The organism is Streptomyces sp. GESEQ-35 (assembly GCF_017948485.1).
Classification (GTDB): Bacteria; Actinomycetota; Actinomycetes; order Streptomycetales; family Streptomycetaceae; genus Streptomyces.
Map to the genome: position 1 here is coordinate 166,499 of NZ_JAFFSX010000015.1, position 21,319 is coordinate 187,817.

The 21,319-nt window shown below is 69.9% G+C and carries 20 protein-coding genes and 1 pseudogene; 9 read left to right on the plus strand and 12 right to left on the minus strand.

Annotated elements, in window-relative coordinates; genetic code table 11:
- Positions 1 to 18 precede the first annotated feature (18 nt).
- Positions 19 to 537: a GNAT family N-acetyltransferase gene (locus KCH87_RS27595; RefSeq protein ID WP_210588966.1), complete on the plus strand. Its 519-nt coding sequence runs from the start codon at positions 19 to 21 to the stop codon at positions 535 to 537.
- Positions 538 to 556: 19 nt separating this feature from the next.
- Here KCH87_RS27595 and KCH87_RS27600 read toward each other — a convergent pair whose 3' ends face one another.
- Positions 557 to 1,912 (minus strand): MFS transporter, encoded by a 1,356-nt coding sequence (locus KCH87_RS27600; protein ID WP_210588967.1) that lies wholly within the window; start codon positions 1,910 to 1,912, stop codon positions 557 to 559.
- A gap of 26 nt (positions 1,913 to 1,938) precedes the next feature.
- The gene (locus tag KCH87_RS27605; RefSeq protein ID WP_210588968.1) at positions 1,939 to 2,376 is read right to left on the minus strand and encodes a MarR family winged helix-turn-helix transcriptional regulator; all 438 of its coding nucleotides are present in this window, start codon (positions 2,374 to 2,376) and stop codon (positions 1,939 to 1,941) included.
- A 154-nt stretch (positions 2,377 to 2,530) separates the two neighbouring features.
- Between KCH87_RS27605 and KCH87_RS27610 the strand changes: the two genes are divergently transcribed.
- A complete protein-coding gene (locus KCH87_RS27610; protein ID WP_210588969.1) occupies positions 2,531 to 2,713 on the plus strand; it encodes a ribbon-helix-helix protein, CopG family in 183 nt (60 codons plus the stop codon).
- A 7-nt stretch (positions 2,714 to 2,720) separates the two neighbouring features.
- Here the strand turns inward: KCH87_RS27610 and KCH87_RS27615 are convergent, their stop codons facing one another.
- Positions 2,721 to 4,172: an NCS2 family permease gene (locus tag KCH87_RS27615; RefSeq protein ID WP_210588970.1), complete on the minus strand. Its 1,452-nt coding sequence runs from the start codon at positions 4,170 to 4,172 to the stop codon at positions 2,721 to 2,723.
- Positions 4,173 to 4,290: 118 nt separating this feature from the next.
- On the opposite strand from KCH87_RS27615, the gene KCH87_RS27620 reads away from it, so the two are divergent.
- On the plus strand, positions 4,291 to 4,575 hold the full coding sequence (locus KCH87_RS27620) for a DUF2530 domain-containing protein (protein WP_210588971.1): 285 nt from the start codon (positions 4,291 to 4,293) through the stop codon (positions 4,573 to 4,575).
- Between the two features lie 104 nt (positions 4,576 to 4,679).
- Positions 4,680 to 7,073, plus strand: a complete 2,394-nt coding sequence (locus KCH87_RS27625; protein WP_210588972.1) for a cation-translocating P-type ATPase — start codon at positions 4,680 to 4,682, stop codon at positions 7,071 to 7,073.
- A 94-nt stretch (positions 7,074 to 7,167) separates the two neighbouring features.
- On the opposite strand, the gene KCH87_RS27630 is transcribed toward KCH87_RS27625, so the two are convergent.
- The 3 genes from KCH87_RS27630 to KCH87_RS27640 all read right to left on the minus strand — a co-directional run bounded on the left by KCH87_RS27630 (position 7,168) and on the right by KCH87_RS27640 (position 10,092).
- Positions 7,168 to 8,007, minus strand: coding sequence for a hypothetical protein (locus tag KCH87_RS27630; protein WP_210589037.1), 840 nt, complete (start codon positions 8,005 to 8,007; stop codon positions 7,168 to 7,170).
- A 47-nt stretch (positions 8,008 to 8,054) separates the two neighbouring features.
- Positions 8,055 to 8,996, minus strand: a complete 942-nt coding sequence (locus KCH87_RS27635; RefSeq protein ID WP_210588973.1) for a hypothetical protein — start codon at positions 8,994 to 8,996, stop codon at positions 8,055 to 8,057.
- A 226-nt stretch (positions 8,997 to 9,222) separates the two neighbouring features.
- On the minus strand, positions 9,223 to 10,092 hold the full coding sequence (locus tag KCH87_RS27640; RefSeq protein ID WP_210588974.1) for a calcium-binding protein: 870 nt from the start codon (positions 10,090 to 10,092) through the stop codon (positions 9,223 to 9,225).
- Positions 10,093 to 10,327: 235 nt separating this feature from the next.
- Between KCH87_RS27640 and KCH87_RS27645 the strand changes: the two genes are divergently transcribed.
- Together KCH87_RS27645 and KCH87_RS27650 are read left to right on the plus strand one after the other, a co-directional pair.
- A complete protein-coding gene (locus tag KCH87_RS27645; protein ID WP_210588975.1) occupies positions 10,328 to 10,531 on the plus strand; it encodes a hypothetical protein in 204 nt (67 codons plus the stop codon).
- Between the two features lie 85 nt (positions 10,532 to 10,616).
- Entirely contained in the window at positions 10,617 to 11,006 is a 390-nt protein-coding gene (locus KCH87_RS27650) for a hypothetical protein (protein ID WP_210588976.1), read from the plus strand.
- A gap of 67 nt (positions 11,007 to 11,073) precedes the next feature.
- Here the strand turns inward: KCH87_RS27650 and KCH87_RS27655 are convergent, their stop codons facing one another.
- The 3 genes from KCH87_RS27655 to KCH87_RS27665 all read right to left on the minus strand — a co-directional run bounded on the left by KCH87_RS27655 (position 11,074) and on the right by KCH87_RS27665 (position 15,815).
- A complete protein-coding gene (locus KCH87_RS27655) occupies positions 11,074 to 14,193 on the minus strand; it encodes a sacsin N-terminal ATP-binding-like domain-containing protein (protein ID WP_210588977.1) in 3,120 nt (1,039 codons plus the stop codon).
- 369 nt (positions 14,194 to 14,562) lie between these two features.
- Complete coding sequence (locus tag KCH87_RS27660; RefSeq protein ID WP_308298930.1) at positions 14,563 to 15,048, minus strand: GNAT family N-acetyltransferase; 486 nt, start codon at positions 15,046 to 15,048, stop codon at positions 14,563 to 14,565.
- Between the two features lie 29 nt (positions 15,049 to 15,077).
- Complete coding sequence (locus KCH87_RS27665) at positions 15,078 to 15,815, minus strand: helix-turn-helix transcriptional regulator (protein ID WP_210588978.1); 738 nt, start codon at positions 15,813 to 15,815, stop codon at positions 15,078 to 15,080.
- Positions 15,816 to 15,995: 180 nt separating this feature from the next.
- Between KCH87_RS27665 and KCH87_RS27670 the strand changes: the two genes are divergently transcribed.
- The gene (locus KCH87_RS27670) at positions 15,996 to 16,364 is read left to right on the plus strand and encodes a hypothetical protein (protein WP_210588979.1); all 369 of its coding nucleotides are present in this window, start codon (positions 15,996 to 15,998) and stop codon (positions 16,362 to 16,364) included.
- Positions 16,365 to 16,373: 9 nt separating this feature from the next.
- Here KCH87_RS27670 and KCH87_RS49285 read toward each other — a convergent pair.
- Both KCH87_RS49285 and KCH87_RS27675 read right to left on the minus strand, forming a co-directional pair.
- A pseudogene (locus KCH87_RS49285) lies at positions 16,374 to 16,487 on the minus strand (transcriptional regulator); the annotation flags it as partial.
- Positions 16,488 to 16,571: 84 nt separating this feature from the next.
- Positions 16,572 to 17,837: an alginate lyase family protein gene (locus KCH87_RS27675; RefSeq protein WP_210588980.1), complete on the minus strand. Its 1,266-nt coding sequence runs from the start codon at positions 17,835 to 17,837 to the stop codon at positions 16,572 to 16,574.
- Positions 17,838 to 18,017: 180 nt separating this feature from the next.
- On the opposite strand from KCH87_RS27675, the gene KCH87_RS27680 reads away from it, so the two are divergent.
- The gene (locus KCH87_RS27680) at positions 18,018 to 18,458 is read left to right on the plus strand and encodes an OsmC family protein (protein ID WP_210588981.1); all 441 of its coding nucleotides are present in this window, start codon (positions 18,018 to 18,020) and stop codon (positions 18,456 to 18,458) included.
- A 32-nt stretch (positions 18,459 to 18,490) separates the two neighbouring features.
- Here the strand turns inward: KCH87_RS27680 and KCH87_RS27685 are convergent, their stop codons facing one another.
- Complete coding sequence (locus KCH87_RS27685; protein WP_210588982.1) at positions 18,491 to 19,453, minus strand: DUF3027 domain-containing protein; 963 nt, start codon at positions 19,451 to 19,453, stop codon at positions 18,491 to 18,493.
- A 439-nt stretch (positions 19,454 to 19,892) separates the two neighbouring features.
- Here KCH87_RS27685 and KCH87_RS27690 point away from each other — a divergent pair, with 439 nt between their 5' ends.
- Positions 19,893 to 21,317 carry an MFS transporter gene (locus tag KCH87_RS27690; protein WP_210588983.1) on the plus strand — a complete coding sequence of 475 codons (1,425 nt, stop codon included), beginning with the start codon at positions 19,893 to 19,895 and terminating at the stop codon, positions 21,315 to 21,317.
- Positions 21,318 to 21,319: the final 2 nt, after the last annotated feature.

Sequence of the window (21,319 nt, forward strand, 5' to 3'; positions counted from 1 at the left end):
GCCTGTCACCATGGAGGCATGGAGATCACCATCAGAGAAGGCGGGCCCGACGACGTCCCCGCGATACTCGGCATGCTCGACAGCTCCGTGGAGTGGCTGGTCGCGCAGGGGCGTACGGGGCAGTGGGGGACGAAGCCGCTGTCGGAGAGCGAGAAGACGGTGGAGTCGGTCGTCCGGTACATGGACGAGGGCGACGTCTTCATCGCCGACGTCGACGGCGTGCCGGCCGCCACCCTCACCCTCACCGACTCGCCCGGCGCCTACCTGGCCCACCTCCCGCCGCCCGGCGAGCCCGAGCGGTACATCCACTGGCTCGCCTCCGACCGCCGCTTCAAGGGCCACGGCGTGGGCAGCTCCCTGCTCGCGCACGCGGCCGAGGAGACCCGGCGGGCGGGCGTCGCACTGCTGCGGGTGGACTGCTACGCGGGCGACGACGGCAAGCTCGTCCGCTACTACGAGAGCAACGGCTTCGTCCGCACCGAGACCTACGCGGCGAAGGGCGACTGGCCGGGGCAGGTGCTGGCCCGGCGGGTGTAGCCCGCCGGAGCCGAAGCCCCTACGCCACCGTCGCCAGCTCCTCCCGCTGCTCCCGCGGCACGAACCGCACGCGCGGGTGGCCGTCGTTCCAGCCGACCGACAGACGCAGGTTGCCGACGCGGGCCAGGACCAGGCCGATCACCACGGCCGACGCGGCGGCGATCGCGCCGCCCACGGCGAGGCCCGCCCGGACGCCGTACGCGTCGGTGACCCAGCCGGCGATCGGGGCGCCGATCGGGGCGCCGCCCATGAAGACCATCATGTAGAGGGCCATCACGCGGCCCCGCATGGCCGGGTCGGTGCTCAGCTGGACGCTGCTGTTGGCGGTGACGTTGACCGTCATGCCGAACATGCCGATCGGCGCCATGAGCAGGGCGAACAGCCACAGGGAGGGGGCGATCGAGGCCACGATCTCCATCGCGCCGAACGCCACCGCACCCGCGACCAGCACCCGCATCCGGGCCGTGCCGCGCCGGGCCGCGAGCAGGGCGCCCGCCAGGGAGCCGGCCGCCATCAGCGTGTTGAAGAGGCTGTAGGAGCCCGCGCCCGCGTGGAAGACGTCGTCGGCGAAGGCCGAGAGGTAGACGGGGAAGTTGAAGCCGAAGGTACTGACGAACCCGACCAGGACGATGGTCCAGATCAGCTCGGGGCGCCCGGCGACGTACTGGAGGCCCTCCCGCAGCTGCCCCTTCCCGCGCGGGGCCCGCTCGACGACGTACAGCTCACGCATGCGCATCATCAGCAGGCCGACGAGGGGGGCGACGAAGGACAGGCCGTTGAAGAGGAAGGCCCAGCCGGTGCCGACGCCGGTGATCAGGACACCCGCGACGGCGGGGCCGACCAGGCGGGCCGACTGGAAGTTCGCGGAGTTGAGGCTGACCGCGTTCTGGAGCTGGTCCGGACCGACCATCTCGGAGACGAAGGTCTGGCGGGCCGGGTTGTCGACGACCGTGGCGAGGCCTACGGCGAAGGCCGCGACGTAGACGTGCCAGACCTGGACATGGCCGGAAAGCGTGAGGACGGCGAGCGCGATGCCGGTGAGGGCCATCGAGGACTGGGTGAACAGCAGCGTGGGGCGCTTGGGCAGGCGGTCGACGAGGACGCCGCCGTAGAGGCCGAAGAGCAGCATCGGCAGGAACTGAAGGGCCGTCGTGATGCCGACGGCGGTGGCGGAGCCGGTGAGGCTGAGCACCAGCCAGTCCTGGGCGATGCGCTGCATCCAGGTGCCGATGTTCGAGACGACCTGGCCCATGAAGAACAGGCGGTAGTTCCGGACCTTCAGCGAGCTGAACATCGACGAGCGGGTCTTGGGGGTGGGCGGGGAGTAGTGGGTGGTCGGTGCGGGGGCGGAGTCTGCTCCGGATCCCGTACTCAAAAGGGTCGCCTCCTCGAAATAACGGCTTACAGATGGGCGAGCTTCTCCAGCACGGGGGCGGCGGCGCGGAGTTTCGCCCACTCGTCCTCGTCGAGCCCCGCGGTCAGGGTGGCCAGGAAGGCGTTCCGCTTACGGCGGCTCTCCTCGAGCATCGCTTCGGCCTGCTCGGTCTGGGTGACGACCTTCTGGCGCCGGTCCTCGGGGTGCGGCTCCAGACGGACCAGCCCCTTGGCTTCGAGCAGCGCGACGATCCGGGTCATCGAGGGCGGCTGCACATGCTCCTTGCGGGCGAGTTCGCCCGGGGTGGCGGTGCCGCAGCGGGCGAGGGTGCCGAGCACCGACATCTCGGTGGGGCTCAGCGATTCGTCGACTCGCTGGTGCTTGAGCCGACGGGACAGCCGCATCACGGCAGATCGCAGGGAGTTCACGGCGGCAGCGTCGTCGCCATGGCTAAGGTCCGACATGTTCTTTAGCGTAACTCATTACTCTCGCTAAAGACCACTCCCGCGCGCACAAATGCCCGTGACTCCGCCCACGGAACCCTCTCATCACCCGTACGGGTGAGTTGATTCCGGAAAGTGACGCGTCGCCCGGTTCGGTCCGGCGACCCTCGTACACATGGGGACCAGCGTGCTCAGCCTGCGGATAGACGGGGAGCTGCTCGACCGGCTCCGTGACCATGCGGCGAAAAGGGGAATGAGCGTCCAGGACTATGTGGTCCGGACGCTCATTCGGGACGACTTCGACGAGCGGTTCCAGACCGCCGTCGAGGAGACGGAGAGGTTCTACGGGGTCACCTGAGCGCCGCTCACGTCAGGCCGAGCGCCGGCATCAGGTAGTAGAACGCGAACACCGCCGACACGACGTACATCGCCACCGGGATCTCCTTGCCGCGGCCGGCCGCCAGGCGCAGGACGACGAAGGTGATGAAGCCCATGCCGATGCCGTTGGTGATCGAGTAGGTGAACGGCATCAGCAGCATCGTCACGAAGGCCGGGATGGCGATCGTGTGGTCGGCCCAGTCGATCTCCTTGATCGAACCGGCCAGGATCAGGAAGCCGACCGCGAGCAGCGCCGGAGTGGCCGCCTGGGACGGGACCATCGTGGCGACGGGTGTCAGGAACAGCGCTACGGCGAACAGCGCGCCGGTGACCACGTTCGCGAAGCCGGTACGGGCGCCCTCGCCGACGCCGGCCGTGGACTCCACGAAGCAGGTGGTGGCCGAGGAGGAGCTGGCGCCGCCCGCGGCGACCGCGATGCCGTCGACGAAGAGGACCTTGTTGGTGCCGGGCATGTAGCCCTGCGCGTCGGTCAGCTTGGCCTCGTCACTGACGCCCATGATCGTGCCCATCGCGTCGAAGAAGCACGACAGCAGGACCGTGAAGACGAAGAGGACGCCGGTGAGGATGCCGACCTTGGAGAAGCCGCCGAACAGGCTGACCTCGCCGATCAGGCCGAAGTCGGGGGTGGCCACCGGGTTGCCCGGCCAGGTCGGGGTCGTCAGGCCCCAGGAGGGGATGTCGGCGACGGCGTTGATGATGACGGCCAGCACCGTCATCGCGACGATCGAGATCAGGATCGCGCCGGACACCTTGCGCACGATCAGCGCCAGCGTGAGCAGGGTGCCGAGGATGAAGATCAGGACCGGCCAGCCGGTGAGGTGACCGTCGCCGCCGAGCTGGAGCGGGACGGTGGTCTGGGCGGCGTCCGGGATGCGGGAGATGAAACCGGAGTCGACCAGGCCGATCAGCATGATGAACAGGCCGATACCGATGGAGATGGCCTTGCGCAGGCTGTAGGGCACGGCGTTCATGACGCGCTCACGCAGCCCGGTGGCCACGAGCAGCATCACGATGAAACCGGCGAGGACGACCATGCCCATCGCGTCCGGCCACGACATCCGCGGGGCGAGCTGGAGCGCGACCACCGAGTTCACACCCAGACCGGCGGCGAGCGCGATCGGCACATTGCCGATGACGCCCATGAGCAGCGTGGTGAACGCCGCCGTCACGGCCGTCGCGGTGACCAGCTGACCGTTGTCGAGCTGGTGGCCGTACATGTCCTTCGCGCTGCCCAGGATGATCGGGTTCAGCACGATGATGTAGGCCATCGCGAAGAAGGTGGCGAAACCGCCGCGGACCTCGCGCGGCAGCGAGCTGCCCCGCTCGGAGATCTTGAAGAAGCGGTCGAGTGCGCCGTAGCCGGGCTGTGCGCCCGGCCCTTCGGGCGCGGGGGCCTTGGCAGGGGCCGAGGTGGACATGTTTTTGGTGGTTCCTACGAATAGAAGTAGTCAGGCATAAACGGTTTCAGTATGAACATATGACGCCGAGATCGGCCATCTCCGCGCGTAGACAGTGCCACCTCGTAAGCTGTCCTCCATGGCGAAGTGGACCCCAACACGCGAGGCGCCGGAGCCCCTGGAGGGCCCCGTGGTCGGCACGGTCACCGGCGGCACGATCCTCTGGTTCGTCCTCTTCCTGGCGCAGCTGCCCTTCTACGGCTGGTTCGACGACCACGGCCACACCTGGTGGCTGTGGACCTGCCTGGCCGGCGGCGGCCTCGGCCTCATCGGCATCTGGTACGTCCGGGGGCGCGACGCGGCGCTCAAGCGGGCGGCCGTCGAGCCACCCGGGGAAACGACCGGCGAACCCCAGTCGTCCTGATGTGTCCGCGCCCTACAACCAGGGCACGACACCCCTCCTCCCCAAGTCGGAACTTCCGCCCACTCGGCGGGTGAAGGCGTAAATCCGCACGTACCGTCGAATGCATGACGCACATCGACGCGGGCGCCGAACTCGATCCCGTGCACCCCATACCCACCGACGTGGCGGTGACCGGGCTCAGCGCCGCCGAGGTGGCCGAGCGGGTCGCGCGCGGGGAGGTCAACGACGTCCCGGTGCGCAGCAGCCGCTCCACCGTCGACATCGTCCGCGCCAACGTCTTCACCCGGTTCAACGCGATCATCGGCGTGCTCTGGGTGATCATGCTGTTCGTCGCGCCCGTCCAGGACAGCCTGTTCGGCTTCGTGATCCTCGCCAACACCGCGATCGGCATCGTCCAGGAGTGGCGGGCGAAGAAGACCCTCGACTCCCTGGCGGTGATCGGCGAGGCCCGGCCGACGGTACGGCGGGACGGGGTGGCCTCCGAGGTCAGTACGTCGGACATCGTCCTGGACGACCTGATCGAGATCGGGCCGGGCGACAAGGCCGTCGTCGACGGGGTGTGCATCGAGGCCGACAGTCTCGAGATCGACGAGTCGCTGCTCACCGGCGAGGCCGATCCGGTCCTCAAGCAGCCCGGGGACCAGGTGATGTCCGGCAGCTTCGTCGTCGCGGGCGGTGGCGCGTTCCAGGCGACCAAGGTGGGCCGCGAGGCCTACGCCGCCCAGCTCGCCGAGGAGGCCTCCCGCTTCACGCTGGTCCACTCCGAGCTGCGCACCGGTATCTCCGAGATCCTCAAGTACGTGACGTGGATGATGATCCCGGCCGCGATCGGCCTGATCATCACCCAACTCGTCGTCAAGGACAACGACTTCAAGGACTCGATCGCCCGCACCGTCGGCGGCATCGTCCCCATGGTCCCGGAGGGCCTGGTCCTGCTCACCTCGGTCGCCTTCGCGATCGGCGTCATCCGCCTTGGCCGGAAACAGGTCCTCGTCCAGGAACTCCCCGCGATCGAGGGCCTCGCCCGCGTCGACACCGTCGCCCTCGACAAGACGGGCACGCTCACCGAGGGCGGCATGGACGTCACGGAACTCCGCCCCCTCCAAGGCGCGGAGGAGCCGTACATACGCCAGGTGCTGGGCGCGCTCGGCGAGTCGGACCCCCGCCCGAACGCGTCCTTGCAGGCGATCATCAACGCCTACCCGGATTCCGACTCCTGGCGCTGCACCGAGTCCCTCCCCTTCTCCTCCGCCCGCAAGTACAGCGGCGCCTCCTTCAGCGAGGGCAACGGCGAGTCCAGTACGTGGCTCCTGGGCGCGCCGGACGTCCTGCTGGCCGACACCGACCCGACCCTCGCCGAGACGGACCGGCTCAACGAACAGGGCCTGCGCGTCCTGCTCCTGGCCCGCGTCTCCCACGACCTCGACGATCCCGAGGTCGCGCAGGGCGCACGCCCCACCGCCCTGGTCGTCCTGGAACAGCGACTGCGCCCGGACGCCGCCGACACCCTGCGCTACTTCGAGGAGCAGAACGTCCGCGCCAAGGTCATCTCCGGCGACAACGCGGTGTCGGTCGGCGCGGTCGCGAGCAAGCTGGGCCTGTCCGGTACGACGGTCGACGCGCGCCGGCTCCCTGCCGACAAGGACGGCATGGCCCAGGCCCTCGACGACGGCACGGTGTTCGGACGGGTCACCCCGCAGCAGAAGCGGGACATGGTGGGCGCGCTCCAGTCCCACGGCCACACGGTCGCGATGACCGGCGACGGCGTGAACGACGTACTCGCCCTCAAAGACGCCGACATCGGCGTGTCCATGGGCTCGGGCTCGGAAGCCACGAAGGCCGTCGCCCAGATCGTGCTGCTGAACAACAGCTTCGCCACGCTGCCGTCGGTGGTGGCGGAGGGCCGGCGGGTCATCGGCAACATCACGCGGGTCGCGACCCTGTTCCTGGTCAAGACGGTCTACTCAGTGCTGCTGGCCATCCTGGTGGTCTGCTTTCAGGTCGAATACCCGTTCCTCCCCCGCCACTTGACCCTTCTCTCGACCCTGACCATCGGCATCCCGGCGTTCTTCCTGGCCTTGGCGCCCAACAAGGAACGCGCGAAACCCCGCTTCGTACGGCGGGTGATGCGCTACTCGATCCCGGGCGGGGTCCTCGCCGGCCTGGCGACCTTCGCGACGTACCTGATAGCCCGTCACTACTACACCGGCGACGGCGCGCTGGACGCGGAGACGAGCGCCGCGACGCTGACGCTGTTCCTGATCTCCATGTGGGTGCTGGCGATCATCGCCCGCCCCTACACGTGGTGGCGCGTTCTCCTGGTCGCGGCCATGGGCGCCGGCTTCCTGGTCGTACTGATCGTGCCCTGGCTGCAGGACTTCTTCGCGCTGAAGCTGGTGGGGGTGACGATGCCGTGGATCGCGGTCGGCATCGCGGTGGTGGCGGCGGTCGCCCTGGAGGTTTTGTGGAGGTGGGTCGACCGCCGCTTTTCCGCTTAGCGCTCGGCATCAGCCAAGACGGCTCCGGCCGAGTGTCGGCTGCTGCGCCATCGTGGCTGGTCGCGCAGTTCCCCGCGCCCCTTACGGGGCGCTCTTACTGGACGTCGACGTAGTCGCCGGCGACGGTGGCCGGTGCGGTCGTCGCGGTGCCCGCGAAGGTGAAGCGGTAGTAGCCGTCCGTGGAAGCCGTGACCGTCGTCTTCAGGGCGCCCGTCGAGGTGGACTTGATGCCCTTGACGTTGGTGTAGTTGGTGGTGCCCTTCTTGCGGAACTGGAGCACCACCGACTGGCTGCTGTAGCCCGCGTAGGTGTTGGTGTCCCAGTTGGCGCGGGTCAGCTTGCCCGTGACCGTGATGGTCTTGCCCTTCTTCACGGGCTCGGGGGAGGCGTTGACGGTGAGCTTGGCGGTGCGGAGGACCTTGCGGGTGCCCAGGTCTCCCTGCCACTTCGTGTCCTCGTCGGCGGTGATGGCGAGACCGCCCGCCTTCCAGGTGCCCGCCTCGGAGCTCGACAGATCGGCGTCGGCCGGGCGGATGTAGATCACGGCCGAGCAGTTGAGGACGGTCGACGAGGCGGCGGTGCAGGTGCCCGGGTCGTCGCTGATGAGGATGTTGGTCGCCGACTCCACCGAGGTACCGCGGTAGATGAGGGGACCGCTGGCGAAGTTGTCGGCGCTGGTGTCGAGGTCGGCGGCGTGCGTCAGGGTGTACGTGACCGGCACGGCGACCTGGGCCGTGGTGCCGACGACGATCGACTTGCCCTTGTTGACGTTCATGTTGGAGAAGGTGACATCGAGCTCGGCGGCGGTGGCCGTGGAGCCGGCGGAGCTCAGGGGGAGCTTGCCGGGGGCGTCGGCGGCCTGGGCGGCCGGGACGGCGAGAGCGGAGAGGGCCAGGGCGCCGGTGACGGCGGCCAGGGTGGCACGGATGCGCATGGGTTCCTCAGGTGGGAGTGAGAGAGGGAGTGCTGAGAGGGAAGGGCTTACTGCACGTCGACGAAGTCACCCGCGACAGTGACCGGCGGGGTGGTCGTGGTGCCCTTGAACTGGAAGCGGTAGTAGCCGTCGACGGAGGCCGTCACGGTGGTCTTCAGGGCGCCCGTCGAGGTGGACTTGATGCCCTTGACGTTCGTGTAGTTCGTGGTGCCCTTCTTGCGGAACTGGAGCACCACCGACTGGTTGGCGTAACCGGCGTAGGAGCCGGTCTCCCAGTTGGCGCGGGACAGCTTGCCCGTGACCGTGATGGTCCTGCCCTTCTTCACCGGCTCCGGCGAAGCGTTGACCGTCAGCTTGGAGAAGCGCTGGAGCTTGGTGGTGCCGAGGGCGTCGTTGTCGATGTAACCGACCTTGCTCCAGTCGATGTCGTCGGCCAGCGGGTCCTGGTCGTTCCAGTCGACCGCGTAGCCGCCGACCTTCCAGGTGGTGGCGTCGGCGTTGGTCAGCTCGAAGTCCGGGTAGACGTCGATGGTGCCCTTGCAGGTGGCGGTGGTCGACGTGACGGCGGTGCAGACCGGCCAGTCGTCCCCGAACAGCAAGTTGGTGGGCTCGTCGTACGAACCACGGTAGATCTCGACGTCCATCCAGAAGTCGGCGGCGTTGAGGTCGATGTCCGCGGAGTGCGTGACCTTGTAGGTGACCGGGACCGTCACCTGCTGGGTGGTGCCGGCGACGATCGGCTTGCCGTTGTTGACCTTCACGCTGGAGAAGGAGAGGTCCAGCGCGTATGGGACACCGGTGTCGGCTGCGGCGAAGGTGCCGAAGGCGGACGTGCCGGAAGCGGCCTCACGGGCAGCCTGCGCGGCGGCCACGAGGTCGCCCTTGTCGGCGGAGGAGGGGGCGGAACCGGCGGCCTGGGCGGCCGGAACGGCGAAGGCGGAGAGGGCCAGGGCGCCGGTGACGACGGCCACGGTGGCTCTTGTGCGCATGCGTTCCCCAAGTGGAGAAAGGGGCCCCGGCGCTGGTCGTTCCCTACGGCTCGTCGTCGGCACGGGGCCCAAGTGATCATGGAGTCTGTTGACCCGCGTGATCAGATCTGCGGCGCAGGGGAATGGTTGTACGGATGGTGCGAAATTTGTGCGGGAAATATCAATGTCCCCACGGCCCGGTCCGGCCCCGGACGGCTTCCGGGGCCGGACCACAGACATGCGGCGCCTACCTCACGCCGACGTAGTCGCCGGTGGCGACGGCCTGCCCCGTGCTGGAGATGCCCGGGTAGCTGAGGCGGTGGTGGCCGTCGACGGTCGCCTTCGTGGTCGTGTTCGCGGCACCGCCCGTGGTGGACTTGATGCCCTTCACGGTCGCGTAGGCGCTGGCACCCGTCGCACGGAACTGCAGGTGCAGCGCCTGGCCGCTGAGACCGACGTACTTGCCGGTCTCCCAGTCGGCGCGGGTCAGCTTGCCCGTCACCGAGATGGTCTGGCCCGCGTTCACCGGCTCCGGCGCGGCGTCGGTGGTCAGCTTCGCGAGGCGCTGGACCTTGTGGGTCTGGTAGAAGTCGTTGCCGTAGACCTCACCGTCCGCGGACTGGACGGCCGCGGTGACGTGCCAGGTACCGGCCAGCGCGTTGGCGTACAGTTCGCCGACCCCGTCACCGTGCAGACCCGGTGACGCAGTGATGGTGAGCTTGCAGTTCGACGTCGTGGCACTGATCGCCGTGCAGTTGGCCGCCTCCTCGTTCGGCGGCAGGTAGCCGTCGACGTTGTCGAGGTCCGTGCCGTGCCAGAGGTCCATGTAGGCGTCCACGATGCCGCTGGGGTGGCTGGCGGTCAGGGACACCTCGAAGGTTCTGACGGTCGTGGTGCCGAAGACGAGCGCCTTGCCGGAGTTGACGGTCACGTTGGACACCTCGGGCAGGGCCTGGGCGGCGAACCCGGACTTGGCCGAGGAGGCTCCGAAGCGCTCCTGGGCGCTTGGCTTGTCGATGCTCACGGTGCCCTGCACGTCGGCCTGGGCGGCCGGGACGGCGAAGGCGGAGAGGGCCAGGGCGCCGGAGAGGGCGGCCACGGTGGCTCGTATGCGCATGCGTTCCCCACGTCGTGTGCGAACCCCGGCGCCGGTCGTTCCTCACGGCTCGTCGTCGGCGCGGGGCCCAAGTGATGGCGGAGCCTGTTGACTCATGTGAGGAGATTCGCGGCGGTTGTGAAAGGTTGTACGGATGCGGTGAACTTACTTGCGAACTTGCCGCGGATTAACGGGAGTTGACCGGAGGACGGCGATGAGGTGCACAAGACGCTGATCGAGAGGCACCTCGGGCAAGTTGCTCGAAGGGTTCAACGAGTGGCTCGTCACGCGCAAGGGCGAGAGGAGCAGCCTCGGCTGGACGGCGCTCGTCCTTGAGGAAGCTTTCCCCGGTGCCGCCATCCGGCATTGGGCGGGACTGAACGATGAACAGCAACAGCATGCGGTGGATTGTCTGTTCGCCCTGCTGCTCACGTTCCTGAGCGAACGGGACGCCGCTTAGCGGGCGTGAGGGCACTGCCGGAGAAACCGGCGGCCATCCTCAACATCCTGGTCTACAACGCCGACTTCGGGTTCTAGGGGGACTAGTGAACGACAAGCAGCTCATCGAGAAGATGGGCGAACATCCTGAGGGCTACGGCCTGAACGGCACCTACTACCCGACGGCCATGTTCCTCACGGGGATCGACGTCGGCAGGTCGGGCGGAATGCTGCGCGGCTTCACCGAGTGGCTGGTCGTCCGCAGGGGCGAGTGCAGCAGCTTCTACTGGCACAAGCTCGTCCTCCTGGACCTGTTCCCCGACATCGACCTCAGGGGCTGGAAGAACCCGGACCATCTGACCCCCGAGCAGCATCGACAGGCCGTGGACCACCTGTTCTCACTCGTCCTCGAATTCCTGGACGTGCGAAACAAGCCGCGAGAACTGGGCTTGATGTACACACGCTACGAAGCGATGTACGCGCACATCTGGGGATAGACGACAGATGGAAAGGCCGCCCCACCGGAATCTCACCGGTGGGGCGGCCTTTACGTCCGTGCCGGTCTCAGTCGAACCACCGGTCCCGAGCCAGCTCCTCCGTCCGCGAAGCATCCTCCAGCAGCGCCGCCACCTCGAACCGCCGCGGCCACTGCCGGGCCGCCCATGCAAGCCCCGCTGCGACGCCCTCCAGGGTCGAGGCGTGCAGGACGCCGTCGGTCGTCAGCCGCCAGTCGATTTCCACGCCGTCGACGACGAGTTCCTCGTGCTCGACGTACGAGGACGGCGTCAGCGCCCCCAGCAGCACCCGCACCGACTCCGGTACGTCGTGCTCAGTCCCCTCGGAGTCGACCGACCCCGTCACGGACTGGCTCAGCCGCCGCACCTGGAACAGCTCGGCCAGTTCGGCGGCGCGGGAGGGGCGGACGGGCAGCAAGGGCACGCCGTCCGTGAAGGGCAGCAGGTCCGGTGAGTCGACCACGACCGCGTCCGCCGCGTCCACCACGACCACGTCGCCGTCGACCACGGCCCGGAGGTCGTCCGGCAGGGTCACCTGCTCGGGGTCGAGGTCGGCCAACGCGCTGTACAGGGCGTGCAGTTGGGCGCCGGTGACCTCGCGGTCGGGGTCGGCGAGGCGGTCCAGCAGTTCGGCGGCGCCGCCCGGCTCGTCGAGGAGGGCGGACACCGAGGTCCGTACGCCGAGGGCCCGCAGTACCTGCTCGTCCTCGAACCCGGTCGCGTCGGCCTCTTCGTACAGGCCACGCAACAGGGGATCCCCGCCCGCCGCCAGCAGACCGGCCGGGCGGCGGCCGTCCAGGACCGGGTTCCCGCGCAGCCACCATGCGGTGTAGGGCCGTACGGTCTCGTGGGTGCCGTCCGGCAGCAGGATCCGGACGGGCTCGACGATCGCGTCACGCAGCGGGGGCTTCGACAGCAGGGCGAGGGCCTGGGGCCAGCTGTCGTCGTCCACCAGGTCCAGGTCACGTACGGCGACCAGCTCCGTGGCGACCGGCGGTACGGGCGTGTCCGGGAAACGGTCGAGGATGTCCTCGCACCAGACGTCCACCGCGTCCAGCAGGCCCGCGTCGTCGGTCTCGGCGAAGTCGCCCTCCCGCGGCTCCAGTTCGTCCGGGTCCAGCACGACGTCCGTGGCCCTCACCAGCGCGAAACCGGCCAGCACGCCGCAGGCCGCGAGGGGCTGTTCGCCCCACTTCTCGGCCAGCTCGGCGTCCACGGCGGCGAGTTCGCCATCCCGCATGACCTGGGCGAAGGGGCTGCCGGGGAGGACGAGTTCGCTTGCGGGGGCCAAGTCCCCCTCCTCGTCGGGCAGGGCGAGGGCGCCGAGCCAGGGCTCGTCGCCGGGCTCCAGTGCCGCGTCCCGGACGAGCGCGAGGACGGTGTCGGCCAGTTCCTCGGCGTCGAGGGCGGCGTCGTCCTCCCAGGAGATCCCGCCGTCCTCGTCCAGGGAGGCGGCGACGGCGGCCCGTACCTGCGGGGTGGTGAGCACGGCGCGCGGCGTCGCGGGCAGGGCACCCAGCTTCTCCAGGAGCGGATGCACGCCGTCCGGGTGGGCGACCTTGAGGCCGAGCCGGGCGAGCATCTCCGGGGCGACACGGGAGCCGTCCGGGGTGGGCAGGAGGACCTGGCGGGGGCCGATCGTCGTACGGCCGTCGGCGAGCGGTACGGGGAGGCCGGAGAGGCGATCCGGGTCGACGCCCGCGAGGCTGTCGTAGAGCCGCCGCCACCAGCCCGGCTCCTTCTCCAGCCCGGCGAGGCGGTCGATCGCGTCGGTCAGCGGAACCCGGGCGACCCCCAACGTCCGCAGCTCCACACGCCGTTCGAGCCCGGCGGGCAGCAGCGTGGGCAGCACCTCGGCGAGGACGTGCACGGTGTCGGCACCGGCGCCCTCGGCGATCTCGGCGTCGCGGGGTCGGAGGGACTCGGGCAGCTCGTCGTCGTCCGTGCCGTGGACCGCGGGGGGCAGGAAGGACGTACGCGGCAGGCGCTGGAGGATCGCCTGGCGCAGCGCTCCGTCCAGTTCGCCCTTGCCGAGCGGCCCGGGGACGAGGCCGATGATGCCGGTGCTCACCGGGCGCCAGTCGGCGAGCAGTTCGGCGTACGCGTCCGCCGCCCGCTCGACGAGGAAGTCGGTCAGCGGGCCGGGGGCGGCGTGCCGGCGGGTGGTGTCGAGGGGGAAGGAGGCGATGAGCAGGGCGGGCACGCCGAGGGGCTCGTCGCTGGGGGTGGGGGCGTGGACGACGGCGCTGGTGCGGGGGCGGGCCGGGGAGCCGTCGGCGTCGACCGGGACGGCCCAGGTGACGGACCAGTGCGGGCGCAGGCGCTCTTCGGTGGGCCGGTCGGCGAGGAGTTCGGGCGTCAGCGGCCCGTGCGCGGAGACGCTGCGCCACCCGGTCGTGCCCTCCCTGCTGTCCTCTACGACCGTCAGGGCGCCCTCGGTGCGGCGGCGCAGGGTGCGGACGTCATCGGTCTCGATCACGACCTCTTCGAGGCCGGGCAGGGCGAGGAGGAGGGCGTCGTCGACGGCGTGCAGAAGGCGCTCGGCGAGGTCGGCGGCGGCCGTGTCGCGGAGAGGGAGGATGACGACGGTGTCGTAGGGGTCGGGAGCGGTCCCCTCGGCCGCGAAGGGGAGGCGAAGGAGCGGGACGTGCCCGTCGCGCCGCCGGATCTCGTCCCCGAGGCCGGCGCTGTGGCCGGCCGTCTCCCCGGCCAGCTCGCGGGCCTCGGCGAGGGACCAGCGCACGCCGCCGTGCCGGCCGACGACCGCGGGCTCGTCGGTGACGGCGAGTACGGCGGCGAATCCGACACCGAAGCGGCCGACCGCCGTATCCCGGGCGTCGCGCTTGGCGGAGGCGCGGAGCGTGGCCAGGGACTCGACGCCGGCCGCGTCCAGAGGGGCGCCGGTGTTGGCGGCGAACAGGACGCCGTCGCGGAGGGTGAGACGGAGCCGGCCGGGCACGCCTGCCCTGGCCGCGGCGTCGGCGGCGTTCTGCGCGAGCTCGACAACGAGCCGGTCCCTGTACCCGCCGAGAACAAGGTCTTCCTCGGCGTTGGCGTCCTCACGGAACCGGGCCGGACTGGTCGCCCAAGCGTCCAGCACCCCGCGACGCAGACGAGCCGTCCCGAAGGGATCCGCACCTTCGCCGGCGGGCCGCACGAACTTGCTCACGTTGTCTCTCCTCATCAGCCCTCATCGGCGTGAGGATGAAGGTATCGCGCGACACCGACACCGCGGTTCGCCGTCCACCTCCCCGCACCCGAACTCTCACGGAACGGGGTGTGCGCGTCGGCGGCTCAGGAATCCGCCCGCTCTCACGCCCGGTGCCGGTCGCCGAGTGCGGCTCCCAGTCGGCGCCGGCGTCGAGATGCTCGTCGACGCGGCGGAGGATGGCATCTTCGTCGGCGCAGAACCCCAACTTCAGCTACATGGAGCAGAGCAGCATGTACGAGGGTTTGGCCCGGACTCTGGCCAGTCCCCCGGCCGGCGCGCTCCGCGCGGACACCGACGCGGCTGACGTGCGCGCCCTGCTCGACGGAATCAGACCGCGACGTCCAGATTGAGGCGCATGCGAACGTAGTTCACGTCACCCGGACCTGGCCGATGATATCCGTCCGGCTTCCAGCCGTGCCGGGCGTAGAAGACCTGGGCCCGGCTGTTGCGTTCCCAGGCCTCCAGCACGCCCGCCGAGAGGGACGCGTCGCGGAGGAACTTCACGAATGCGGCGTGCAGGTCGCTGCCAACGCCTTGTCCCCACAGACCGGGCCGGACGTGGATCTGGTAGAGCTGCCCCACTGCGGTGGCATCGACGTCGGCTTCGTAGGGCGGGCCCATCGACAGGACCCCCACCAGCTCGCCGCCGCCTTCCGCGCACAGCACAGTCCTGTCGTCCCGACGGACGGCACGCATCCAGCCCTCCCGACGGTCGGAGAGCGCACCGGAAGACGTGAGCGCCGCATCCGACAGCCCGCCGGCCCGGTAGTACGCCGCACGGGCCAGCGTGTGCAGGTCGGTGATCCTGTCCACGTCGCCGACGTTCGCCGCCCGCAGATGTGTCACGGCGTCTCGGGGAACAGCCTCGCGACGGCCGCCGTACGGCTCGACACACCGAGCTTGCGGTAGACGTTCTCCAGGTGTTTGCGGACCGTGCTCAGCTCGACCACGATCTGCCGGGCGATGGCGTCGTTGCTCAGACCCTTCGCCACGGCACGCATGACGTCGAGTTCGCGGAGCGTCAACCGCACGGGCGCCTGCCGTCGCCGGGCGGCCTCCCGGTAGATGTCGTACAGATGCGGGCGCATCAACTCCAGTGTGAGCCTGTCCCGTTCGCTGAAGGGGCGCGTGCTCTCGCGGCTGAAGGTGTACATGCGGATGCGGCCGGGGGCGGTGGGCAGGGGCACCACGAGCATGTTGGGGAAGGGGCGTAAGTAGTCGGTGTACAAGGCCAGGTTCCGGAACTCCCGCGTGGCCATCCAGTCCGTCAGCTGGGAAACCTCCAGACCACCGGGGCTTCGCTCGACCGCGACGCAGTGGGGATGCTGGTGCTTGAAGCGCCACCAGACCTCGCTGTCCGGCATGGGGTAGTGGCCGCCGTACTCCACCTCCTGGTCCCCGAAGAAACACCGGGTAGGCAGATCCACCTCGCCGAACTCCGCCAGGTCGCAGGGCACCAGCCGCCCCAGCCCCTCCAGCAGCGATCGCGGCGGGACCTCGTCCCCCTTGTCGTGCCGTGCCTCGTCGATGACGCCGAGCATCGCCCGCATGTGGCTCTCGGTGATCGAGTGACGGCTCATGACCTCGCCCCCCTTCCACAGCCCCCGGCCTGCTTCGAAGGTACGCCCGTTCACCGGAGACCGGGGTCCGAAGGATTCGCGCAATGACGAATGGTCGCCACGAGGGGGCGAGGCCACCGTGGACCACAGAACATCCGCCCCTCGGACGGGGGGATCGGCTCTTGAACGGGGGGGAAGTCCATGAACGCACCGACCAAACCGAGGATCACGCGAACAAGGATCCTCGCGGGGTCCGGCGCGGCAGTGCTGGCCCTGGCAGCCACGGTGGCCACCGAGACGGACGCCGCCGCGACGCCGCCGCGCTGTTACGGCGCGTACGCCACCGTGTGGGGAGGACCCGGCGACGGCACCGTCAACGCCGGGTCGGGAAGGGACATCATCTGCGGAGACGGCCACGAAGCAGTGGCCAGTGGCGCCGACGCGGACTTTCTCCGGGCCAGGGCGGGGAACTGCCGGCTGTACGCCCATGACGGTGTCTTTGACGTCGTACACGGTCATGACGGCTGGGATCGGTGCATGGCCTACCGCGTCGACGACAGGTCCGGGTGAGAGGCGAATCGACTCACGGGGCGTGAGCGCCTGAGCTCGGATGATGCCATACCGCAGTTCAAGGATACGGAGCTGCTTGGGCTCGGTGACCGGCTGGCCGTTCGCCATGGCCTGCGAACGCCCCGCCCCGCGCAAGACGGTCTGGGCCGAGTGCGCCATGGAAGCGCCTTGTTGTATTCCCGGCTGAGTCGGGAGGAATTCGGCAGGTCAGCCCGCGATGGAGTCGAGCTGCTCTGCGGCTGGGCGCAGGGCCCACAGGTCGCCGCCGGGCGGCTCCTCCAGCAACGGAACGGCCCGTCGCGCTCGCTTGTCTCCCGCATCGGCGGCCGCGTGCACGACGTCGGTCGCCGCGTACCGGTGGAATTCGAGCTCCGGATGCGGCCAGGCGGCGGCTCCCGTCGCGGCGGGCAACAGGTAGTCCACCGCCTTGAACAGGCTCTGCCCGTCCGGACCTCGGTAGGCCCACAGGTTCACCCCGACATGCCGGCCGATGGCCGCTAGCCGGGTGTAGGCCACCAGGTCGAAGGTCGAGTAGTGCCAACTCCGGGTGCGAGTCAGCTCCTGGGGCTGGCTGCCGTCAGCCGCGATCTGCGGCGCGATGCGCTTGCTCCGGGCGTCCAGGACCGTCCGGCGGGCCAGAGCTTTGTCGCCGGTCGCGTAGGCGAGGCCGGCGAGCTGCATGTCGTAGAAGGTGCCGTGGTTGTTGGTGGCGGCGGCCTCCTGCTTGCCGAAGTCGCTGTTCTTGAGCCAGTCGAGGAAGTCGGTGTTCCACTTGGTCATGCCGGCGCGGTCGGTCTCGGTCCAGCCCGGAGCGCCGGTGGCCAGAAGGGCGAGCGCGTCGAGGACGCTGGTGTACGACTGTGAGAAGTCGATGATGCCGATGGCACGACCCTCGTACTTGCAGGGGATGAACTGCGCGTGGTTCAGGTTCGGGTTCATCCTCGTGGCCGGATCCAGGAACCAGGTCCGCAGCACCCGCCCGGCCTTCTCGGCGTACCGCTTCTCGCCGGTGTAGTACCAGGCGAGGGAGAGGTCGTAGGCGGAGTCGAAGGTCCTCTCGACGTCCTGGCGGTCGGTGCCGGTGTCGACCTCGGGGTTGCGCTCGCCGTCGCGTTGCACGTACGGGCAGCCCCAGGGGTTGTCGGAGGTCGGGGTCCGGGAGGGCCACCAGTAAGGGGCCTGGCTGAGGTAGTCATGGGCGTCGCCGCCGGGGGCGGGCCTGGGCTTGTCGACGACCGTCCAGGGGCCCTGGTCCAGCCACCTGTCGGCGCGGACCGTCAACGCCTGGACGGCTCGCCGAAGTTGCGGGTCGCCGCGATCCAGACGGAGCTTCGTCTGCTGTAGACGGGCGCCGTCCAGGACGGCGGTGTTCGGGACTCGGTGCGCCGTCTGTGCGACTACAGGAACTGAGGCTCCCGTGGTGAAGGTGGCGAGGGCTGCCAAGAGGATGCAGAAGCGGGATCGTGCGCTCATTCATCCACTCCGTTCATGTAGGTGGTCCCTCGGACGGGCCGACGCCGTGCGACTTCAGATGCGTTTCACAGATATGAACGATGTTCAGATGTGCGTTGAGCGGTGAGCATGCCACGACGCCCATGACGGCGGAAGAGGTCGTGCAGAGCTTGCTCGCCCTCGGTCACTAGTCTCGACGGCATGACCGACAACTCCCTGCGCTCCGTCACCGTCGAGCGCACCAGCAGCGGCCGCTTCGTCGCGACGAACGCCCGTGGCGGCACGATCAGCTTCGGTACCGGTTCCGATCCTGAGGGGGAGGCGGAGTTCACCCCGGTCGAGATGCTGCTCGCAGCGATCGGAGGCTGCACGGCGGTGGACGTCGACGTCGCGACCAGCCGTCACGCGGAGCCCACCAGGTTCTCCGTCGCGGTGACGGGTCACAAGATCAGTGACGAACTCGGCAACCGGATGACCGAGCTCGCCGTCACCTTTTCCGTCACCTTCTCGGACGGCGAAGGCGCGGATCGTGCCCGGGCGATCCTCCCCCGGGCGGTCAAGACCTCCCACGACCGGCTCTGCACCGTCAGCCGCACGGTCGAGATCGGCACACCCATCGCCGCGACGGTGGAGAACGCCTGACCCACCCGGGCGATCCGGCCTGAGCCGCCCCGCTACGAGTGCCCCAACTCCCCGGACTCCTCGTCCGCCCCCACCGAAACCGACCCCGAATCCGGCGACGGCCGCAGCGGGAACGGGTCCACTCGGGTCTCGTCGATCACCGGCGGAGCCGGTCGTGGGGGTTTCGGCATGATCGCGGCCTCGGAGTGGCCGCCGCAGCCGTAGGCGAGGGAGACGACGCGGCCGTCGGCCGGGGAGAACTCGTTGGCGCAGACGCCGAAGGCCTGCCCCATCGAGCCGCCGATCGGGGCGAGGAAGCCGCAGCTCACGCAGGATGCCGGGGCCGCCTGGGCCATCGCGGTCTTGGGGCCGTACGAGTCTTCCCAGCGGTCGGCGGCGACGTGCAGGCCGTAGCGGGACAGGACGCGGGCCCGGCGCATGCCGAGTTCTTCCGCGACCGCCGCGATCGAGCCGCGCGAGGGGGCGATCGGGAAGTTCGCCGGCGGCCCGGCCGTCACCTCCGCGTCCTCCGCCTCGACCAGCTCGGCCATCTCGTGCGAGACAGCGGCGTTGGGCGCCGGCTCGTCCTCGCCGGAGTAGCCGGGCTCCAGGCGCGGATCGTCCTCGCCGGAGTAGCCCGGCTCCAGGCGCAGATCCTCGGCGTCGGTCGGGAGGAGGTCGCCGGGGCCCATGTCGCCGGGGCGCAGCCGCTCGCTCCACGGGACCCACTCGGGGGCCAGCAGGGCGTCGGTGCCGGGGAGGAGGACCACCTCGTCCAGCGTGACGACCTTGGCGCGGGAGGCGCGGGCCACCGTGACGGCCCAGCGCCAGCCGCGGTACCCGAACTCCTTGCACTCGAAGTAGTGCGTGACGACGCGGTCGCCCTCCGAGACGAGTCCCGCGTGCTCGCCCACGACCCCTGGCGCGGCGGCCTCCTCGGCGGCGGCGCGGGCGAGGTCGACGGCCTCGGCACACAGACGGTCGGGGGTGCGGCTTCGCGTGGTCGCTGCGCTCACAGGTATCGCTTCTCTCCTACGCCGTCTCTCGGGTGCGCCTTGCCTGAAGGCGGTCAGGCGGAACGGAGCGGACCATTGGGCCGCGTCAACGTCCACGCCCGATCGCGCTCGGGCGCACCTTCTCCATCCATTCTGCGGGATGACTGAGAGGCGCGCGGCCGAGAACGTTCGCCACGACGCGCTACGCACGCTACCTGTTCGCTGGCGCTGGGCCTACACCGACGTTGGGTTTCCGGTGGGCTCTTCCAGACCGGGGGTTGTTGAATTCGCCTTCTGACGTGCCACGATCTGTCGTCTGGCGGCTGCTGCGCCGTCTCGGCTGGTCGCGCAGTTCCCCGCGCCCCTAAAGGGCGCTGCGGGGACCGTGGCTGTACAAAAGTGCCGCGCCATCCGTGCCGTAACCGCACTACCCACCCCCATCTCGGGGCACTATGGCGGAATGGCAGCCGCAAGGACGCCCCACGGTGCCACCGGTGTCGGCGGGGTCAAGGGGAGCAGCCGGCGCAACGGAACCGGCCGGGTGGGCGGACCGCTGCGTTCGGTCGGCCGTGCCCTCCACCTGCCGGTGACGGGGCCCGCCCGCGGCATCCGCAAGGCGACGCACGCGCACGGCGCGGGTGAGTCCGGCCTCGGCAAGCTGATCGAGCTGCACGCGGTGAACGGCGCCGGTGACGTCATGATCACCGTGGCCCTCGCCTCCACCGTCTTCTTCTCGGTGCCGACCGACGAGGCCCGCGGCCGGGTCGCGCTCTACCTCGGCATCACCATGGCGCCGTTCACGCTCCTCGCCCCCGTGATCGGCCCGCTCCTCGACCGCATCCCGCACGGGCGTCGTGCGGCGATGGGGATGGCGATGCTCGCCCGGGCGCTGCTCGCGCTGATCCTCTCCGGCGCGGTGATCACCGGTGGCATCGAGCTGTACCCGGCCGCGCTGGGGGTGCTCGTCGCGTCCAAGTCGTACGGCGTCATCCGCAGCGCCGTCGTGCCCCGGCTGCTGCCGCCCCGCTTCTCCCTGGTGAAAGCCAACTCGCGGGTCACGCTCGGCGGATTGCTCGCCACCGGTGTGGCGGCTCCCATCGGGGCGGGCCTACAGGCCATAGGGCCCCGCTGGCCCCTCTACGGCGCCTTCGTGATCTTCATAGCGGGTATGTTCCTCTCCTTCTCCCTCCCGCCGAAGGTCGACTCGGCGAAGGGCGAGGACACCGCCCTCCTCGCCGCCGACGAGCAGCATCTGCACGGCCCGCACCGCCGGCCCGTCAAGCGCCCCAATCTGCGCACCGTCGGTATCGCCGTCACCCATGCCCTCGCTGCCAACGCCGCCCTGCGCTGTCTCTCCGGCTTCCTGACCTTCTTCCTGGCATTCCTGCTGCGGGAGCATCCGCTGACCGGCGAGAGCGCGGCGTGGTCGCTGGGGATGGTGGTGGTCGCGGCGGGCACGGGCAACGCGATCGGTACGGCGGTCGGGGCCTGGCTGAGATCACGCGCGCCGGAGATCATCGTCGTGTCGGTGGTGGCGTTCGTGCTGGGCGTGGCGATCACGGCGGCGATCTTCTTCGGGGCGGCCCTGGTGGCGTGTCTCGCGGCGGTCGCCGGGTTCGCGCAGGCGCTGGCCAAGCTGTCCCTGGACGCGCTGATCCAGCGGGACGTACCGGAGACGGTCCGGCCCTCCGCCTTCGCCCGCTCCGAGACGCTGTTGCAGGTGGCGTGGGTCCTCGGCGGCGCGATCGGCATCGTCCTCCCCCTCAACGGCACCCTCGGCCTCTCGGTGGCCGCCACCATCGTCGCCACCGGCTGGCTGACCACGGTCCGCGGCCTGCTCGCCTCGGCCCGACAAGGCAACGGCCCGCCTGCGCGGGTGACGTAAAC